The following is a 16,963-nucleotide window of genomic DNA, read 5'->3' on the forward strand; positions in this document are numbered from 1 at the left end:
TTTTTTGTTTTGTGCTTGTTTGTTTGCGTCCACTGTATGGTTTTGAAATAATAACCCCTGGTTATTCAGCGAGGGAGTCTAGAGCTAACGCTCTAGACTCCCTCGCTTTTTCATGCCCCAAATTCCTGCCTGCTCAAAAAATAAGGTAAAACACCGCACATCTGGCCGATCATAAAGTTCCCTCCACCGCCTACTCTGCGCCCAAAGGGTTACTTCTTCTGAAGGCTACTGCTGGTTCTCTGTGCCCCTAGAAACAGAAGAAGAGCCACATAGTGTAGAAAAGTCGGTAACCAAGGGTGCAGGCTAGAAACCTCTGGTTCCCCCATAAAGGGCAAGCATGAATGTCTATTTTTACGCACTAAAGATAATCTGGTAGGCCAGGAAGAACATGAGTGCCGCAATACCGGCATCGAGTACACGCCAGGCCTTAGGGTTAGCAAAGACGGAGCGAAGAAAGCGGCTACAGGAGGCTAAGAAGGTGAACCAGAGGACGCTCCCCGCGACAGCTCCGGCATAGAAGAACCAGCGGCTATCTCCCTGCTGGGCCGCAAGACCACCGATAAATACAATGGTGTCGAGGTAGGTGTGAGGGTTAAGGTAGGTCATGGCAGCAGCAAGTAGCAGAGCCTTGGCCAGGGTCTGCGGACCTGATTCCTTGCTCGTGACTGTCAGCACAGAAGGGCATAGAGCCCGCCGAGCAGCGAAAAGGCCATAGACAACTAGGAAGAGCCCACCACCCCAGCGTAGAACTTCAAGAACCCATACGGCAGAATCAGCCAGGGCACCCATACCAAGAACGCCCAGCCCAATGAGCAGGGCATCAGAGAAAATGCAGAACAGGGCGATAGGCCAGATAAAACGGCCAATAATACCCTGCTTGAGGATATAGGCATTCTGCGCCCCAATAGCCACAATGAGAGAGAGGGACGTCCCCAATCCCATAAGCACGGGTGCTAAAAAATTTGCTGCTACCACGCAACCCATCGTAGGTGACCTCAACCAATAATGCCATCTAATGAAAATTAAATAGCATAAGATTTACTTATGATACGTTTTACTACCGACCAGCTACAAACCTTTGTCACCGTCATTGAATATGGGACCTTTGAGGCCGCCGCAGACATTCTTGGGGTCAGTGCTTCTGCTATTTCACAGCGTGTGAAAGCTATGGAACAGCTCGCCGGTAAAGTCCTTCTCAAGCGAACTAACCCTGTTGTTGCTACCGAGGCGGGCCAGAGCGTTTTGCGGGTGGCGCGCCAGAGCGAGTTCCTGCATACCGAAATGATGCGTGAACTCGGTGGCGCTGAAGGTTCCCAGAGCGTAGCTGTGGCTGTCAATGCAGACTCTTTAGCTACCTGGTTTCTCAGTGCGGTGGGGGAGCTGGCTACCGAGGATCGGATCTTTTGCGACGTTCGCCGGGAAGCTGAATATCACTCATCTGCCCTCTTGCGTTCTGGTGAGGTAATGGCAGCGCTTACCTCCAACCCGGAACCCATCCCAGGGTGTGCCGTCGAGCGGCTCGGGGTGCTGCGCTACCGGGTAGTGGCTTCGCGCGCCTATATTGACCGTCATTTCCCGGATTACCCGGCAGTTACTGTAGAACAGTTGGGCCTTGCCCCTCTTGTGGAATTTGATCGTAAGGATTTTGGCCTTGCTTCGGCGCAAGAACTGCTCCTTGACCGGTTTGGATTGGGGCGGCAGGAATTACTTACCCCTCCTGTTATCTACCTGCCCAGCTCCCCGGACTATGTTAGAGCTGTGCTTTCGGGTATGGCCTGGGGGATCATTCCGGAGGTTCAGTGTGTTCGTGAGCTGGAGAATGGTGAGCTGGTGGAGCTGGCTGCAGAGCCGGTTGATGTGCCCCTCTATTGGCAGCACTGGAAGATTAGTTCACCTGTCTTGGAGAGATTAGGTGAGCGCGTGTATTCTGCGGCTTCTCGGGAGGGTGTTCTGAGGTAGAAGTGCTGCTGTAAAAAATTTTCTGTCTAAAGCAGTCGGTGGCTTTGTATTCCTAAAACTTTACATGTAAAGTAAATGGTGTTGAAAGAAAACACCTAGACAAGGAGAAAATCATGGCAGAACTGACTACCGGCACATGGAACTACGATGCAACCCATTCAGAAGTCGGTTTCACCGTCCGCCACGCAGGTATCACCAAGGTGCGCGGCAGCTTTAGCCAGGTTGAAGCAGAGCTCACCATCGCTGAAAACATTGCAGAATCAACCGTAGAAGCTACCGTAGGCATGGACTCCGTTAGCACCGGTAACGCAGACCGCGACGGCCACCTGCGCGGCGCTGACTTCTTCGACGCAGAAAACCACCCCGAGATGATCTTCACCTCCACTTCCTTTGAGCTTGACGGTCAAGACCTCACCATCGCTGGCAATCTCACCATCAAGGGTGAGACCCGCCCTGTCACCTTCACCGGCGAATTCACCGGTGCCGTTGTTGACGCCTTCGGTGCCACCCGCGCTGGTGCTTCGGTAACCACCACCATCTCCCGCAAGGACTTCGGTATTACCTGGAACGCCGCTGTAGAAGCTGGCGGAGTGCTTGTTTCCGATAAGGTGGTCATCAACCTGGATGTCGCCTTCATCGCCCCCGAGTCCTAAAGACTCCCGGCGCAAGAGCGTCGACGAGAACACTGTGTGTCATGTGGTCCTGCCCTCTGCTACCGTAAGGTAGCGGAGAGCAGGCCTTTTAGTATGCACAGAAAAACTCCGCCCCGCCCTCTCAGGGCAGAAACGGAGTTCTTCTAAACCTGTTTTCTAAGCCAGGCGCTAAGAGCCGGTTACAGCCTGCCATGCAAAATAAAGAGCGATAGCGGCTACCACGCCAAAGAGCGCCCAACGCCGCAACTTAGTTTCAAATCGAGCAGCCCTTATATCGGGGCGCTCATCTAAGGGCTCGTTCGGGTCAACAGGGGCAAGATTAGCGGGATTCGTGACCTCAGGTTTCTTATCAGCCACGCTCAACCTAACGCCAGCGAGTCGTCATCATTAGGCCAATCATCATCAGCCCGATACCGATACCAATATTCCAGTTGCCGATACCCGGAACAGGGTACAGAGACTGGGTGATATAGAAAACGATAATCCACAGCACACCCAGAATAATCAGGGAGAACATAATCACCCGGTACCAGAGCGGCGTAGGTGAGGGAAACTCCTCATCGCTATACATAGACTCAGCGATGCGGCGAAGCTCCGCCTCTTCAAGATCCTCATCGCGGATTGACTTAGACTCAGCCACATTTCCTCCAGTAGGGGGTGCCCCAGCAGTTGACAATAAAGTACGGTCACAACGATTTTAGCTCTAGCACCATAAAAAGTTCTAACATTGTAACGGTACACCCCTTTCGACCTGCCGAGGTACAACCTTGACTTCAAAGTCAGCACCCCAAACGTCACCCCGCCCCCAAGCGGCAGCTCAAGGTACCCCGCTGCAACTGACACTCTCGGTCGTGGGTGAGCTCCTTATTACCCTCGGACTCATCTTGCTTCTCTTCGTGGCCTGGCAACTCTGGTGGACCAACCTGGCCGCCAACCGGATCCAGGGCGATACCGTCCAAGGGCTAATTCAAGAATTCAACCCGACCACACCAGACTCCGCCAAAACAGCAGAAATACCCGCCTACGACCCAGCCAACCCGACGCTCACCCTATCTCCCAGCTATGGACAAGCTTACGGAGTGGTCTATATCCCTAGGCTGGGTGCCGACTATACCCGCCCCCTGGCAGAGGGAGTAGGCAGCGACGTGCTCGACACTCTCGGACTAGGGCACTACCCCGAAAGCCAGGCGCTCGGGGCCTACGGAAACTTCGCCCTCGCAGGGCACCGGCAAACCAACGGTGCTGTTCTTGACCACATCGACCAACTCCAAACCGGAGACAACATCTATATCCGTACTGCCGAAGGCTACTACACCTACCGGGTCTACCAGTCACAGATCGTCCTCCCCAGCCAGGTAGAGGTTATAGCCCCCAACCCAGACCAGCTAGAAGCCCCCGTCGAAGAAGCCACCCGCCGCCTCCTCACCCTCACCAGCTGCCACCCGCGCTACGGCAGCACCGAACGCTACATCGTCCACGCAGAATTCGTCAGCTGGCAACCCAACCAGGCCGGACCCCCCTCCGAAATCGCCTCTGTTGCCGGCTCCTAAAAACTGACCCGAAAGACACACCACCATGTACGCCTGGATTTTCCGCCACCTGCCCGGCCCCCTCTGGGTCCGTATCATCACTGCCATCGCGCTCATCTGCTTGGCCGTTTACGGGCTCATGGAATACGTCTTCCCCTACCTTGCTCCTTACAGCCCCTTCGGCACCGAGGTGACCATAGGGAACTAACCCCCCACCCCGGCAGGCCAAAACCTGCCTGCGATAGAATCAAGGCAGCATCACGAAAGGGCGCACCATGACCAAAATCCTCGTTATCGATAACTACGACAGTTTTGTCTTCACCCTGGTCGGCTATATCCAGCAACTCGGTGCCGAAACCACCGTCATCCGCAACGACGAGCTCACCCTCGAACAAACCATCACCCTCGCCCAAGAGCACGACGGTCTACTTATCTCGCCCGGGCCCGGTGCCCCCGCAGATGCCGGAGTCATCATCGACACCATCACCTGGGCCGCCCAAGAACACAAACCCCTCCTTGGGGTCTGTCTGGGGCATCAAGCGATCGCAGAAGCCTTCGGCGGAGTTGTCAGCCACGCCCCCGAACTAATGCACGGCAAGACCTCCCAACTCGTCCACACCGGCCAGTCAGTCTTCAAAGGCCTACCCAGCTCCTTTACCGCTACCCGCTACCACTCCCTGGCTGTAGAACCCGATACCCTGCCGCAGGAACTCGAGGTTACCTCCAGTACCGATAAGGGAATCATCATGGGCCTACGCCACAAGCAAGCACCCATGCACGGTGTCCAGTTCCACCCCGAATCCGTGCTCACTGAAGGCGGCTACCTCATGCTGGGTAACTGGCTCGAAGAAGTAGGACTAGAAGGCGCCGCCGCCAAGGGAGCCGCCCTCTCACCCCTTATCGAAGGCAACGCCTAATACACCCAGCTCATATCAGTAAGCCTCCCTCCCCGCAACTGGGGAGGGAGGCTTCTTACTGATATAGACCCTCTGGCTTACTCTTTGTCCTTATTGCTACTACTAGTGCTAGGCGCAGGCCTTGGAGCTGCACTCGAAGAGCTAGGCGACGGTGACGCAGCAGGCTGAGTAGTTGCAGCAGGCTGGCTAGTTGCAGCAGCCGTAGGCGCAGGCGCAACCGTAGGTGCCGGAGCAACTGCAACACGGATAGTAATCGTTGAGCCCTGCTCCACCAGCGTGCCAGGCGCCGCACTCTGCGACACAACGGTACCCGCAGGCTGAGCAGACGTCGTGACGGTTTCAATGTTGGTGCTCAGAAGCGTATCGGCAGAAGTAAGAGCCGCAATAGCCGCATCCCTGCTCAAACCAACCAGGCTAGGAACCTCTACCTTGCCATTCGACAGAATAATATCAACGGTTGACCCAGCATCGGCCTGCGCACCAGACTCAGGAGTAACCCCAATAACCATGCCAGCAGGAATAGTCGGGCTATTGACTGTAGTTGTACGGCCAGGAACAAAGCCAGCGGCCGTCAGAGTCTCACGGACATACTGCTCACTCTGGCCCTCCAAATTACCGGGAATCATCAGAACCGAAGGACCAGAAGACACCGTAACCACAATCTCGGTACCTTCCTCAGCCTCAAGCCCGGTCACAGGAGAAGTCTTAATAACAGAACCCTTCGGGATACTGTCAGAATGCTCCTCCTCAAACTTAAGAACATAGTTGAGGTTGCGAAGCTGAGTCTCAGCTTCCTCCTTGGTCTGGCCCTGAACAGCCGGGATCACATGCGTAGGAACCTTATTGAGCTCAGCCTGGTAGTAGAGCACAGAGCCCACACCAAAGGCCGCAAGGAAGATAATTAGCAGAGTGGTAAGAGCCTTACCCCACGCACTCCTACGACGCTTCTTACGCGCCTTAAGGGCATCCTCGCCGTAGCCGTACCCGTACAGCTCCTCATCGGTGAACTCTTCTTGCGCTGAGTCAAAGAAGCTGCCAAGACCGGCTTCCTCCGTCTCACGCTTATGATCAGGCAGAGCAGCCGCGCTCGCAAGGGTAGTGCCCAGGCCAGCGGCACTAAAAGCGGCGGTAGCCTCGGTGGGGTCCTGGACATCAAACGGAACGGTTGCCCCATCGGTTGACTTGAGAGCTTCAGCAAATTCTGCGGCGCTCTGGTAGCGGTCCGCTGGATTCTTGCTCAGGCCCTTGAGAACAACCTGATCCAAAGCTGGCGAAATTTCCGCAGCATAGGTACTGGGAGGCTGAGGGGCTTCACTCAGGTGCTTACCCGCCAGCTCGACATTCGTGGGAGCATCAAAGGGTGAGCAGCCTGCAAGCATCTCATAGACCACACAGGCGGCAGAATAGACATCGCTACGGGCGTCAGCTGTCTGGCCGCGAGCCTGCTCAGGAGAGATATAACGTGCTGTACCCATGACGGTGTTAGCCTTAGTAATCGCGTCACTGGCCTCTTCAGCCGCGCGAGCGATACCGAAGTCCATCACCTTGATCTGGGAGGGCTCCCCAAGCTGCTTATCCTCATCGGTCTGCGGAAGAATCATCACATTAGCTGGCTTGATATCGCGGTGGATAATTCCGGCGCTGTGGCTGTACTCCAAAGCCTCCAGAATCTGCACACCGTAAGCAAGAGCCAGGGCCTGATCAACGTCACCGTTTGAGATTGCCTCATGCAGGGTTGTACCCTGAACAAGCTCCATCACCATAAAAGGAACTGATACTTGGCTACTTCCTGACTGGATATCAAAAGCCCCGGTATCGTACACGGCCACAATGGAGCGATGGTTGAGAGCTGCAACAGCCTCCGCTTCACGCTGGAAGCGAGCACGGAAAATAGCGTCCTGAGCGTGCTCAGTCCGCAGAACCTTCAGCGCAACCTTTCGACCCAGACGAGTATCAACCGCTTCGTAGACAGTTGCCATTGCGCCGGAGCCGATAACGGCCCCAACCTCGTAACGCTGATCGATAGTTTCAGGAACCTGCTGGTCCATGTAGTCACCTATCATTTCCGGTGGAATCTAGTTGCCGGTTCCGGTGTCACTCGATGAGTCTGACCCGGAATCGTTATTATCTGACGGGGCGCTGGTTGAAGCGCTCGGGGAAGCTGTGGTGCTGGCCGGGGCCTTAGCCACATAGACATCAACACTGCTGCCGACCTCAACGCGTGAGCTTGAGGTGGGGGAAGTGCGCAGCACGGTACCTTCCTGGGCGCTACTGCTCTCTTCAAAGTGAATCTGAACATTGACACCCAGGGTGGTAATCGCCGCGATTGCATCTTCCGAGTTTGTACCCTCCAGATTACTGGGTAGGGTCACAGATTTGGGCCCTGTAGAGTACTGAACGGTGATGGTTTCGCCCACTTTCACACTACCGGTTGGTGATACCGAGAGTACAGTATCAACCGCAGCGTCGGAGGTAACACCTGTGGTCCGTGTGGAGAACCCCATTCCTGCCAGCTGGTTGACTACCTCATCGAGGGCACGGCCTTCAAAGTCAGCAGAAGTGATTTCAACGCGGGTGTCTTGCTGAGTCGTTGTTTCGGTACCGGGGGTAGGCGAAGCGCTTACCGTAGACACCGTTCCCGACGCCGTTGGCTTGGGGGTATCGGTCACCTGAGGCTGGCTGTTGTTAAAGACCACAAACCAGACAACGCCCGCAATGAGCAGTAAGGCCAAAACCAAGGAGACCCAACCCCAGGGGTTCTTTTTCTTCTGCTCCACAGCCCGCGGTGGGTAGCCACCGGGTGGCAGGGGGGCGGCACTGGGAACACGGGCCGTTGTGGGCTCAGGCTCATAGCGGACACCAGAACCAAACCGTGCCGCCGCGGAGGTGACACTCGTGGGTGCAGTCATCACCTGTGTTGCTTGAGTATCAGCACCCTGAGGGAGGAAATGCCCTAGGGGCGGTACAGCCTTAACAGCCGCAGGAATATCCCGCCGTCTAATCGCATCAATGGCTGAGGCCAGAGCGGTGGCGGTTTCAGGGCGGTCGGCGGGGTCCTTAGAGAGCAGGCACATAATCAGTGCTGCCGCTGGTGCAGGTACGTCCTGCGGTAGCGGTGGCGGAGGATCGTTTACCTGGGCAAGAGCAATAGCAATCTGTGACTCGCCAGTAAAGGGGCGACGGCCCGCCAAGCACTCGTAGCCGATAATACCCAGGGAGTACATATCGGAAGACTGCGTAGCCTGCTGGCCGGTAGCCTGCTCAGGAGCGAGGTACTGGGCGGTGCCCATAACCTGGCCGGTTGCGGTCAGAGGTACCTGATCAGCCAGTCGGGCAATACCGAAGTCGGTAACCTTAACACGCTCATCGGGGGTGATAATCAGGTTGCCCGGTTTGACGTCACGGTGAACCAAGCCCTGCGCGTGGGCTGCGGCCAGAGCGCGGGCAGTCTGCGCCATGATGTTGAGGATACGGTCAGCCGGGAGCTGCTTATCGCGCTCAATAATGTTAGAAAGCGGTTCGCCCGGCACCAATTCCATGACCAGGTAGGCAGAGCCGTCTTCTTCGCCGTAGTCAAAGACGTTAGCGACACCGGGGTGATTGAGCAGGGCGGTGTGGCGCGCCTCGGCACGGAACCGCTCTAGGAAACCGGGATCGCCAGTATATTCCTCTTTCAGAATTTTAACGGCGACGGTGCGGCCTAGAACCTTATCGCGCGCCTTCCAGACCTCGCCCATACCGCCAATAGCGATACGCTCAGTCAGGGTGTAGCGACCACCGAGAGTCACATCTACCGAAGGCCTCACTTCTTTAACACCGCCTCAAAAAGTTGTTTACCTGCGGGAGCAGCAAGCTGCGCCCCTATTGTGACGTCTACACCTTCATAGACTACCGCGATAGCGACCTGCGGGTCGTCCGCCGGCGCGAAACCCGTGAACCAGGAATTATTTAAGCCGCTATCACCGATCTCAGCAGTTCCCGTTTTACCCGCAACCTTGACACCGTTCACGGAAGCCGCCGAGGCGATACCGTTATCAACATCGTTAACCATCCAATCGGTAACCTGGTTGGCGACATCCGCTGAAGTCGATCTTTTTAGCTCCTCAGCGGAGAACTCGTAGAGCGAACTCAGGTTGTGGGATTTAACCGACCGAATCAGGTTAGGTTTCATTTGCACACCGTCATTAGCAATCGCGGCACTCATCATGGCAACCTGCAAAGGGGTGGTCTTCACATCGTACTGTCCAATTGCCGCCTGTGCTAGCTGGCTTTTCTCCATGTTGGTGGGGAAGACAGACTGGGAAACAGGCAAGGGAATCCGTAGGTCTTGGCCGTACCCAAAGTTCTTAGCTGTCTGCGCGATTGTATCCTCACCCAGGTCCATAGCAATCTGCGCAAAAGGAGTGTTGCAGGACTGTGCTAACGCCCACTCTATAGTGGCAGTGGTTTGGGTTGAGCACTGACCACCTACATAGTTAGGCAGAGTGACGTTGGTATTGGGCAGGGTGAGGTTCTGGGGGTTATCAATCACAGAATTTGCATCGTATTTACCCGACTCCAGGGCGGCTACAGCATCAATAATTTTGAAGGTAGAACCGGGCGCGTAGGTATCACCGGCAATAGCTCGGTTATAGAGCGGGTGGTTGGAGTCCTCATTTAAGGTCGCGTACTGGGCCAGCACCGACTCAGAATTATGGGAGGAAAGAGCGTTGGGGTCATAGGAGGGAGTTGACACCATAGCCAGAATTTCACCGGTCTTGGGGTTCAGAGCCACGATTGCACCTTTATGACCGTCCAAGAGGGTATAGGCCAACTGCTGAAGTTCCGGGTCGATAGTAAGCTCAACACTTGCCCCCTGGGAAGATCCCCCGGTAAACATCTGGGCTAGACGATCGTAGAACTGGGCATCGGAGTTACCCGAGAGCTGCTCGTTCATTGCTGATTCAAGGCCGGTCGCCCCATAGATCGAGGAATAGTACCCAGTGATTCCGGCGTAAAGCTCAGGGGCAGAGTAGGTACGCTGGAAAGCGTAGCCATCATTCGACTCAACCGATGAAGCGATATCGACACCGTTCACCACGATAGAACCACGCTGCGAGCCGTAACTTTCGTAGAGGGTACGGGAGTTCCAGGCGTTGGCCTGCAAACTCTTGGCGTCAAAGAACTGGATGTAGGTCAAAGTGCCTAAGAGAAGTACAAAGACACACGAGGCGGCTATCCAGGCCCTACGGATTGCTTTATTCACCGCGAGAACCTCCTGCCCGGTTGCTTTCAGAGATACGAGATATGACGGCGGTAGCCCCTTCAGCTTCACGACCGTCGTAGTTGATGCTATCTGCTTCGTCGAAGGCCTCGACCACATGGGGGGCGCGAGCAGTATGGGAAATAGCTAGCAAAATAGCGACAATAACCCAGTTAGAGAGAAGGGAGGAGCCGCCGGCTGACATGAAAGGTGTCGTCAGGCCGGTCAGCGGAATCAGGCGGGTCACACCGCCGATGACGACAAAAAGCTGAATAACGATGAGTGCTGAGAAACCAGAGGCCAGCAACTTACCGAAAGCATCACGCGTTCCCAAGGCTGCGCGAAAGCCGCGAGAGACCAGCAACAAGAAAAGCATGAGAATAGCGCCCAGACCCAGGAGACCCAGCTCCTCACCCAACGCTGTGATAATCATGTCTGAGTTGGAATAGGAGACCAGATCAGGGCGCCCATTGCCCCAGCCCCGCCCAAAGAGGCCGCCCGAGGCCAGCCCGAACAGGCCCTGGACGATCTGCCCGGAACCGCCCAGCGGCTGGTTATAAATCTCGGGGTCAAAGGCATGAACCCAGGAGTTAATTCGGTAGTAGACGTGGGAGATGTAGGTATAGGCTAGGAAGCCACCTGCCGCTACGAAGAGCAACCCCAGCGCAACCCAGGTTAGGCGTCCGGTGGCTAGGAAGAGCATAGCCAAGAAGATGCCGAAGAAGAGGATAGCGGAACCCAAATCACGCTGGAAGACCAGAACACCCAAAGAAACAAGCCAGGCTATCATCATGGGTGCCATATCTTTGAATCGGGGTAGGCGCACTGGCCCAATCTTCTTACCCGCCAGCATGATGAGATCCCGGTGGGCTGAGAGATAACCGGCGAAGAATATAGCCAGCGTAATTTTAGCGATTTCGCCGGGCTGGAAGGTACGCCCACCAACCGAGATCCAAATACGGGCGCCGTTAATCTCGGTGCCAATAAGTGGCAGCAAGGGAAGGATGAGCAAGACCAAAGATACCGTGAGAGAGATATAGGTGACCTTGCGGAGTACCCTATGGTCCCGCAGGAAAAACAGGACGATGGCAGAAACTACCATGGCCAGGCCGGTCCACATGAGCTGAGTTGAGCCAGCATTCGCCGGGGTAGTGAGGTCAATGCGGTAAATCATGGCTAACCCCAGGCCGTTGAGAGCAACCGCAATAGGCAGGATAAAGGGGTCAGCATAGCGAGCCCGAATGTACATCACAGTGTGCAGTATCAGGGCACCAATACCCTGGATAATAAGCGCCTGAAGCCACATACGATTGGCCAGCACCGCTTCTGCATCAACCAGGTACATGGCAGCAGGGCAGAGCAAAACTGCAAGAGCCGTCAGCACGAACTCGGTGAAACGGCGGGAGCGGGGCACATCGACCGGTTTGGGTGCGCTCACTGGTTACCTCCTTGTCCGGGACTAGCTGTTGGCGATGCAGACGGGATAGGCGCAGAGGCCGATGCACTCGGTGAAGCGGTAGTTACCGACCCAGGCTCCACCTCGGAGGGAACCTGCTCCCGAAGATTTTTTACAATCTGTTCGGCATCAGCCTGATTCCTTGCAGTAATCGTGCTGGTGAGCCTGGTCTGCGAATGTTCGGGCAGCGAACTGACCTCAATATCAGTTTCCTCAACCACAGAGTGAAGAGTGATAGGCCCAAGGGTCTGGTTAATACCGTTAAAGACCGCGACGTGGTTGTCTTTAACCCCCACGTAGTACTGTTCACCGGTCCAGGCGACAAAGCTCCAGACAGTAGCAAGAGCGACAGCCAGGGTTAGTACAACCACAAAAATGCGCATGGGCCAGCGGTGGGGGGAAGGTTCCACCAGATTACTGAGGGCAGCCCGGTACTCCTCGGGTAGCTCAGCGGGCTCCACAGACTGGTCCTCTGCCGGATGCGACAGAGTGCTCAGCGTTTTCGCTGTTCGCGCGGTAACAGCCGGAATCATGCCGGTCTGGGTAGCGTTCGCAGCTGATCCCACCAGGTCGTGGGGGCGCTCAGAAAGTTCCTGACGAAGAATAGAAGCGGGGGTCGGCACATCCTCGGCACCATCAGTTACCGGGTGCGAAGTATCCACGCCGGCTTTAACGCTCATAGTATTGAGCACGCCGTCTGTAAAGGACTCACCACGCCACTTACCATGACGCAGGGCGTTGTGTACTTTAGCGTGCTGCGGCATCCGCCGCCGCCAAGGAGCCTGATGGCGAGAACTGCCCCCGTTGGTGCTGTCATCGGTGTTTACGTTTGTTTCTTCGACGGTTTGCTCAGATAGCTGAACACCAGATTCCTGCTCAAGGGTGGGATGAACACCCACAAGCTTGCCGTCAGCCCCGTACTTACGCACCGGAATAATCGGTTGCGGTGCAGTGACCGCCGCCGACAGGGAGTCCTCATTAATGACCGACAGGGCGACAACGGTGACATTATCGGGGGCACCGCGCTCTAGGGTCATATCAACCAGCACATCAACCATCTGGCGCAGGTCACCGGTTGACCGCATAACAGCCTCAATCTCCTGGACTGAGACCACAGCATCCAGCCCATCGGAACTCAAGAGCCACTTCTCGCCCACCTGGGCATCTAAAGTGCGAAGCTCCAGCTCAGGGGAGGCATCGACATCGCCCAAGACGCGCATAATCACATTCTTGTGCGGGTGAAGCTCAGCCTCATCGGGGCTAATCCGCCCCTCCTGCACAAGACGTTGAACAAAAGTGTGGTCGGTCGTGATCTGCTCAAAAATGCCGTCACGCAAACGGTAGGCCCGCGAGTCGCCGATATGAGCCATCTCAATCTGGTCACCGTCAATCAGCAAGGCCGTGCAGGTGGTCCCCATGCCGGCCAGTCGAGGGTTGAGGCCCACTAGCTCGTTCATGATGATGTTGGCGTTCACAATCTCATCGGCCAGGTAGATTCCGGCATTGCCCTCAAACCCTGCACGGTCAAGCGGAGCCAAATCGAGGACCGTAGTAGCAGATGCGACATCGCCACCAACATGGCCGCCCATACCGTCGGCAACTACCGCTAGGTAGTGCCCGGCGTAGCCGGAGTCATCGTTCTTAGAGCGCACACGACCCACATCGGATCGAGCCGCAAAACGGAAAGCGATACTCATTAACTAGTCTTTCAACTGCATGGTTGTGCGACCCACACGGAAAGGCTGCCCCACCTGAACAGGGGTGGCGCGGGTGAGTCGCTGATCGCCAATAAAGGTGCCGTTGGTGGAACCCATATCCTCAAGGAACCAGCGGGACCCTTGCGGAAAGAGACGGGCGTGACGACCCGAAGCGTAGTCGTCCTGTAAAGAAACCTCAATGTCGGTGGCACGACCGATCGTCACCGGGGAATTACCCAGTCGCATGCTGGCACCTGCCTGGGCGCCGTCAACAATAGTCAAGAGTGAAGGTCGAACCGGGGGTACTGTGGGAGCTGGGTGGGCCGGGGTCGGCGGGACAGCCGCCATCGGCGCGTCCATCTGGGCTCGGGTAGTACGAACATTACGCCCCACACCCAAATCACGGCGAGAAGCGGCAAGCACCATAAAGACAAAAAGCCACAGCAGAATAAGGAAGGCAAAACGCAAAACCGTCACGGTTATTTCAGATGCCACAAGCTACCCCTTACGGACCATGAGACGGAAAATGATACGAGCACGACCCATTTCAATCACCGCGCCGTTTTTAATTTCAACGCGGCCAATCAAACGCCGCCCATTAACGTAGGACCCGTTGGTTGACCCCAAATCAACAGCCAGGTAGGTGTCATCCTGCTGAACGATTTCAAGGTGACGGCGGGAAACGCCGGTGTCCTCAACAGTAATATCGGCATTTGAGCCGCGCCCCAGAGTGACGGGCAGATCCTTTACAGCAAGGCGCTCGCCGTTAATTTCAAGCACAACCTGTGGCTTGGGGGCCGGTCGCTTGGGCTGGGGGAGCTTGTGAGCCGGGACTGGCTCGGTAGGAGGTGGAGCGGCTGGCTTGCTGATACGCGAGGGCAGGGAATCTTGGGCAACAGCAGGCGGAAGGTGCTGTGCCGGGGCCTCCTGGGGGGAGGCAACCTTCTGCTGGGAACCCGTGACTTCAAAATCACCGGGTTCTAGCTGCTCACCCAGGGTGAACGTCACGCGCACAGAACCGCGCAAGGAATAGCCCTGGTCGCGGGCGTGGCGGATAACAACATCGCACAGCTCCTCAGCTAGGGGCACACCCCACTGCTGGGCCCGTGAAAAATCAGGGGCTGAGAACTCTACGGTAAAAACGTTGGGTGCCAGGGTGCGGCCATTGGATACGGCGTAGGCCTTGTTGTCCATTTCGGTACGCAGACGGTTAGCGATATCAACCGGCTCAAAGGTGCCACCCTTGCCGAAGGTGCCGCGCACGGCCTTTTCTAGGCCCTGTTCAAGTTTGTCGATGAACCCCATGCTTGCCTCCTTCAACATCACATATCAGGCTTACCACCCTGAAGATAGCGGGCGCTCTGAAACTGGTTAATACGCAGGGTTAGCGTATAGCCTAAGAATCTAGTCTAGTGGATAACCGTAAAAACTCCCCGAGACAAGCTGGTAAATACCTGCTACTTACCCCTCTTAAATCTGAGGGCCCTATGGGGTTATAGCCAGGGTGGCTGGTCACCCCCATTTCATTAGTTATCAAAAGCTCCGGGCTGAGTCGCCTGTAGCCCACTGGGTGTCCCATGAAGTTTTTTGAGATGGATTCTCCTGCTGATCCGTATGCAGGGGCGTACGAGCATGAGAGCTGAGCCGACAACAAAAAACCAGGTCCCTGTCTCAACGGTTTCTTGCGAGAAAAAGAGAAAGGACCCGATGAGGAAAATAAGTCCGATGAGGATATCGTTACAGATTGAGAGCGTTTCGTAGCGGCCTTGAATAATGAGCTCGTCACGGCCGAAAGTCAGTCTTATATCCTGGGCTGAGTCATTCATTGTTCCATCATTTCACGCCTTACAACCAGAAGGCCCCTAATGTGCTGGATGCCATAAGACCCTCAAGTAGACGTGTCGGTCTCTAGCGTGTATAGTTATCTTCGTTGCCCATTGAGCAACTCAAAAAAGAATAATGCGCAAGTGGCGGAATTGGCAGACGCGCTGGCTTCAGGTGCCAGTGATCGCAAGATCGTGGGGGTTCAAGTCCCCCCTTGCGCACCACGAAAATAAACCCGTTTCCCCAGGTGAGAGCCAGGGAAAACGGGTTTTTCTCTGCCCTAAACAGCTCTGTGATACTGATTTGATACTCGTTTGCCCAGCAACCCTGTATCAAAGCAGGTGAGAACCAGGGCTAGAGAACCCTGCCCGATGCCAACAAGGGGCCTATCTTAGAAGCCTGCGAGCGCCCGGTAATCAGGCAAGTTTCCGCTCAGACTCAGGGAACAATTAAAACTTTCAAAGGCCCTGGCACCGTACAGAGCCCGAGCGACAGACGGACCAGGTCAGGGGAAAAGACCCCGTTGAGGGACTAGGTGCCTGGCTCTTAGGCTCTCCTTGGGGTGTGGGTTGTTCTTGGGGTTTCACATGGGGTCGCGGGGGCTGTTGAATGGGCAGACCCTTTGTTGTGCCGGCTGGTGCCTTACGCCGGTAGATGCCTTGTGCTGTGTTCTTGTGGAGCTTGTGCTTCTTGTCGAGTTGGGTTCTAAACCCCTTGGGTGTGCTGGTATAGGTTGAGTGCCTGGCTGTTTGTTGGTGACTGGACTGGTCGGGGCAGGGTCTAGAGGGCTTGGTGCTGGCAGAACAGGGAACAGTAAGAACCGGTTGTGCTCTCGTCTACCGGGTCGCCACAGGTAGGGCACCCCTGGGCAGTGGTGGGCTTGTCTGTGTCGTGCTGGTTGTCGATGGTCAGAGGTACAGGAACCTGGGCTAGAACCTCCCGAGCCAAAGAAGCCAGGGTGTCACCTGTGGGTTGCTGGTAAGGGTTAGAGGCTTTGAGGGTAGCAACGGCTTGTGGGTGGCTGGGTGCCCAGGGTTTCGGCGGCCTGTTCCCACGCATGGGCCTGGAGAGCTGTGAGGGCGCGGATAGCGTGGCGGGCGACCAAACCGCGGTGAGCAGGGTGGGAGCTGGCTGTGTAGCCGTCTAGGGACTGTGAGAGGTGGTCTAGGGCTTCGGGTGCGAGCGCTGGGAACTGTGGGCTGGTGCTCATGGCTCCCAGATTAACAGAGACCAACAACACGATGGGTCAGTTCTTGCTTTACCTGCTACGAGGCACTGACCAGCTTTCTAGTTGCTGGGCTATTTGCTCAAAGGTCAGGGCGTGCTCTGCTACCTGAACAACGAACTGGGCCTGCTGGCTGTCTTCTAGCTCCTGCGGGGAAAGCATATCCCAGCCGTTCAGGTACATGAAAAGGACGGTGCAGGTGTAGGCAGTGCGCTTATTGCCGTCCGTGAAAGGGTGATTCTGGACCAGTGCTTCTAGGAGAGCTGCGGCCTTATCGAAGATACCAGGGTAGAGTTCGTGCCCTGCGTAGCTGGTCGGGCGAGAGCGCTTTCTAGCAGATGTTCCTCACCAGGTTTTAGATGCTTGCCGGGTACTAGACGGGCGTGGACCGCTAGGGCTTCAGATAGGGCTATATACCGCATGAGAGGGGCGGCTGGGCTACTGGGTAGCCAGGATAGCGT

General features: G+C 56.0%; 18 protein-coding genes, 1 tRNA gene and 1 pseudogene. 6 read left to right on the forward strand and 14 right to left on the reverse strand.

The genetic code is table 11. The annotated features are described in order from the left end of the window. Positions 1-351 precede the first annotated feature (351 nt). Positions 352-984 carry a LysE/ArgO family amino acid transporter gene (locus ACN08Y_RS10490; protein ID WP_419111197.1) on the reverse strand — a complete coding sequence of 211 codons (633 nt, stop codon included), beginning with the start codon at positions 982-984 and terminating at the stop codon, positions 352-354. Between the two features lie 60 nt (positions 985-1,044). Between ACN08Y_RS10490 and ACN08Y_RS10495 the strand changes: the two genes are divergently transcribed. Then, positions 1,045-1,959, forward strand: a complete 915-nt coding sequence (locus tag ACN08Y_RS10495; RefSeq protein ID WP_419105004.1) for a LysR family transcriptional regulator ArgP — start codon at positions 1,045-1,047, stop codon at positions 1,957-1,959. Positions 1,960-2,072: 113 nt separating this feature from the next. Continuing rightward, positions 2,073-2,612: a YceI family protein gene (locus ACN08Y_RS10500; RefSeq protein ID WP_419112672.1), complete on the forward strand. Its 540-nt coding sequence runs from the start codon at positions 2,073-2,075 to the stop codon at positions 2,610-2,612. Positions 2,613-2,780: 168 nt separating this feature from the next. Here the strand turns inward: ACN08Y_RS10500 and ACN08Y_RS10505 are convergent, their stop codons facing one another. Both ACN08Y_RS10505 and ACN08Y_RS10510 read right to left on the reverse strand, forming a co-directional pair. Then, the gene (locus ACN08Y_RS10505; protein WP_419100760.1) at positions 2,781-2,969 is read right to left on the reverse strand and encodes a hypothetical protein; all 189 of its coding nucleotides are present in this window, start codon (positions 2,967-2,969) and stop codon (positions 2,781-2,783) included. 7 nt (positions 2,970-2,976) lie between these two features. Continuing rightward, complete coding sequence (locus tag ACN08Y_RS10510) at positions 2,977-3,252, reverse strand: cell division protein CrgA (protein WP_419100761.1); 276 nt, start codon at positions 3,250-3,252, stop codon at positions 2,977-2,979. 127 nt (positions 3,253-3,379) lie between these two features. Here ACN08Y_RS10510 and ACN08Y_RS10515 point away from each other — a divergent pair, with 127 nt between their 5' ends. From ACN08Y_RS10515 to ACN08Y_RS10525, 3 genes are all read left to right on the forward strand, one after another. After that, positions 3,380-4,162 (forward strand): class E sortase, encoded by a 783-nt coding sequence (locus ACN08Y_RS10515; protein ID WP_419112673.1) that lies wholly within the window; start codon positions 3,380-3,382, stop codon positions 4,160-4,162. Between the two features lie 25 nt (positions 4,163-4,187). Then, a complete protein-coding gene (locus tag ACN08Y_RS10520) occupies positions 4,188-4,349 on the forward strand; it encodes a hypothetical protein (RefSeq protein WP_419112674.1) in 162 nt (53 codons plus the stop codon). Between the two features lie 67 nt (positions 4,350-4,416). After that, complete coding sequence (locus ACN08Y_RS10525) at positions 4,417-5,058, forward strand: aminodeoxychorismate/anthranilate synthase component II (RefSeq protein ID WP_419100764.1); 642 nt, start codon at positions 4,417-4,419, stop codon at positions 5,056-5,058. Between the two features lie 77 nt (positions 5,059-5,135). Here ACN08Y_RS10525 and pknB read toward each other — a convergent pair whose 3' ends face one another. From pknB to ACN08Y_RS10565, 8 genes are all read right to left on the reverse strand, one after another. Next, the gene (gene pknB / locus ACN08Y_RS10530; RefSeq protein WP_419111193.1) at positions 5,136-7,106 is read right to left on the reverse strand and encodes a Stk1 family PASTA domain-containing Ser/Thr kinase; all 1,971 of its coding nucleotides are present in this window, start codon (positions 7,104-7,106) and stop codon (positions 5,136-5,138) included. Between the two features lie 27 nt (positions 7,107-7,133). Then, positions 7,134-8,864 (reverse strand): protein kinase domain-containing protein, encoded by a 1,731-nt coding sequence (locus ACN08Y_RS10535; protein WP_419100766.1) that lies wholly within the window; start codon positions 8,862-8,864, stop codon positions 7,134-7,136. Beyond that, positions 8,861-10,303 carry a peptidoglycan D,D-transpeptidase FtsI family protein gene (locus ACN08Y_RS10540; protein ID WP_419112675.1) on the reverse strand — a complete coding sequence of 481 codons (1,443 nt, stop codon included), beginning with the start codon at positions 10,301-10,303 and terminating at the stop codon, positions 8,861-8,863. Before ACN08Y_RS10540 ends, ACN08Y_RS10535 begins: the two co-directional genes overlap by 4 nt. Continuing rightward, the gene (locus ACN08Y_RS10545) at positions 10,296-11,738 is read right to left on the reverse strand and encodes an FtsW/RodA/SpoVE family cell cycle protein (protein WP_419112677.1); all 1,443 of its coding nucleotides are present in this window, start codon (positions 11,736-11,738) and stop codon (positions 10,296-10,298) included. The genes ACN08Y_RS10540 and ACN08Y_RS10545 overlap by 8 nt, the downstream gene beginning before the upstream one ends. Continuing rightward, positions 11,735-13,453, reverse strand: coding sequence for a PP2C family protein-serine/threonine phosphatase (locus ACN08Y_RS10550; protein WP_419112678.1), 1,719 nt, complete (start codon positions 13,451-13,453; stop codon positions 11,735-11,737). Before ACN08Y_RS10550 ends, ACN08Y_RS10545 begins: the two co-directional genes overlap by 4 nt. 3 nt (positions 13,454-13,456) lie before the next feature. Next, positions 13,457-13,948: an FHA domain-containing protein FhaB/FipA gene (locus ACN08Y_RS10555; protein ID WP_419111189.1), complete on the reverse strand. Its 492-nt coding sequence runs from the start codon at positions 13,946-13,948 to the stop codon at positions 13,457-13,459. A 3-nt stretch (positions 13,949-13,951) separates the two neighbouring features. After that, complete coding sequence (locus tag ACN08Y_RS10560) at positions 13,952-14,758, reverse strand: FhaA domain-containing protein (RefSeq protein ID WP_419104995.1); 807 nt, start codon at positions 14,756-14,758, stop codon at positions 13,952-13,954. A 221-nt stretch (positions 14,759-14,979) separates the two neighbouring features. Beyond that, positions 14,980-15,279 carry a YrhK family protein gene (locus ACN08Y_RS10565; protein ID WP_419100772.1) on the reverse strand — a complete coding sequence of 100 codons (300 nt, stop codon included), beginning with the start codon at positions 15,277-15,279 and terminating at the stop codon, positions 14,980-14,982. A 135-nt stretch (positions 15,280-15,414) separates the two neighbouring features. Here ACN08Y_RS10565 and ACN08Y_RS10570 point away from each other — a divergent pair. Continuing rightward, a tRNA-Leu gene (locus ACN08Y_RS10570) sits at positions 15,415-15,501 on the forward strand. A gap of 556 nt (positions 15,502-16,057) precedes the next feature. Here ACN08Y_RS10570 and ACN08Y_RS10575 read toward each other — a convergent pair. From ACN08Y_RS10575 to ACN08Y_RS10585, 3 genes and pseudogenes are all read right to left on the reverse strand, one after another. Continuing rightward, entirely contained in the window at positions 16,058-16,225 is a 168-nt protein-coding gene (locus tag ACN08Y_RS10575) for a hypothetical protein (RefSeq protein WP_419112679.1), read from the reverse strand. Positions 16,226-16,262: 37 nt separating this feature from the next. Then, a complete protein-coding gene (locus tag ACN08Y_RS10580; RefSeq protein ID WP_419112680.1) occupies positions 16,263-16,487 on the reverse strand; it encodes a hypothetical protein in 225 nt (74 codons plus the stop codon). 48 nt (positions 16,488-16,535) lie between these two features. After that, positions 16,536-16,787: pseudogene (locus ACN08Y_RS10585) on the reverse strand (type II toxin-antitoxin system death-on-curing family toxin); the annotation flags it as partial. Between the last annotated feature and the right edge of the window lie 176 nt (positions 16,788-16,963).

Source organism: Rothia sp. P5764 (assembly GCF_048512965.1).
GTDB lineage: Bacteria > Actinomycetota > Actinomycetes > Actinomycetales > Micrococcaceae > Rothia.

Excerpts from the sequence above, each read along its gene's own strand:
- ACN08Y_RS10520 (WP_419112674.1), top strand. The coding sequence starts at position 4,188 with ATGTACGCCTGGATTTTCCGCCACCTGCCCGGCCCCCTCTGGGTCCGT.
- ACN08Y_RS10495 (WP_419105004.1), top strand. The coding sequence starts at position 1,045 with ATGATACGTTTTACTACCGACCAGCTACAAACCTTTGTCACCGTCATT.
- pknB (WP_419111193.1), bottom strand. The coding sequence starts at position 7,106 with ATGGACCAGCAGGTTCCTGAAACTATCGATCAGCGTTACGAGGTTGGG.
- ACN08Y_RS10565 (WP_419100772.1), bottom strand. The coding sequence starts at position 15,279 with ATGAATGACTCAGCCCAGGATATAAGACTGACTTTCGGCCGTGACGAG.
- ACN08Y_RS10560 (WP_419104995.1), bottom strand. The coding sequence starts at position 14,758 with ATGGGGTTCATCGACAAACTTGAACAGGGCCTAGAAAAGGCCGTGCGC.
- ACN08Y_RS10500 (WP_419112672.1), top strand. The coding sequence starts at position 2,073 with ATGGCAGAACTGACTACCGGCACATGGAACTACGATGCAACCCATTCA.
- ACN08Y_RS10490 (WP_419111197.1), bottom strand. The coding sequence starts at position 984 with ATGGGTTGCGTGGTAGCAGCAAATTTTTTAGCACCCGTGCTTATGGGA.
- ACN08Y_RS10580 (WP_419112680.1), bottom strand. The coding sequence starts at position 16,487 with ATGAGCACCAGCCCACAGTTCCCAGCGCTCGCACCCGAAGCCCTAGAC.
- ACN08Y_RS10550 (WP_419112678.1), bottom strand. The coding sequence starts at position 13,453 with ATGAGTATCGCTTTCCGTTTTGCGGCTCGATCCGATGTGGGTCGTGTG.
- ACN08Y_RS10525 (WP_419100764.1), top strand. The coding sequence starts at position 4,417 with ATGACCAAAATCCTCGTTATCGATAACTACGACAGTTTTGTCTTCACC.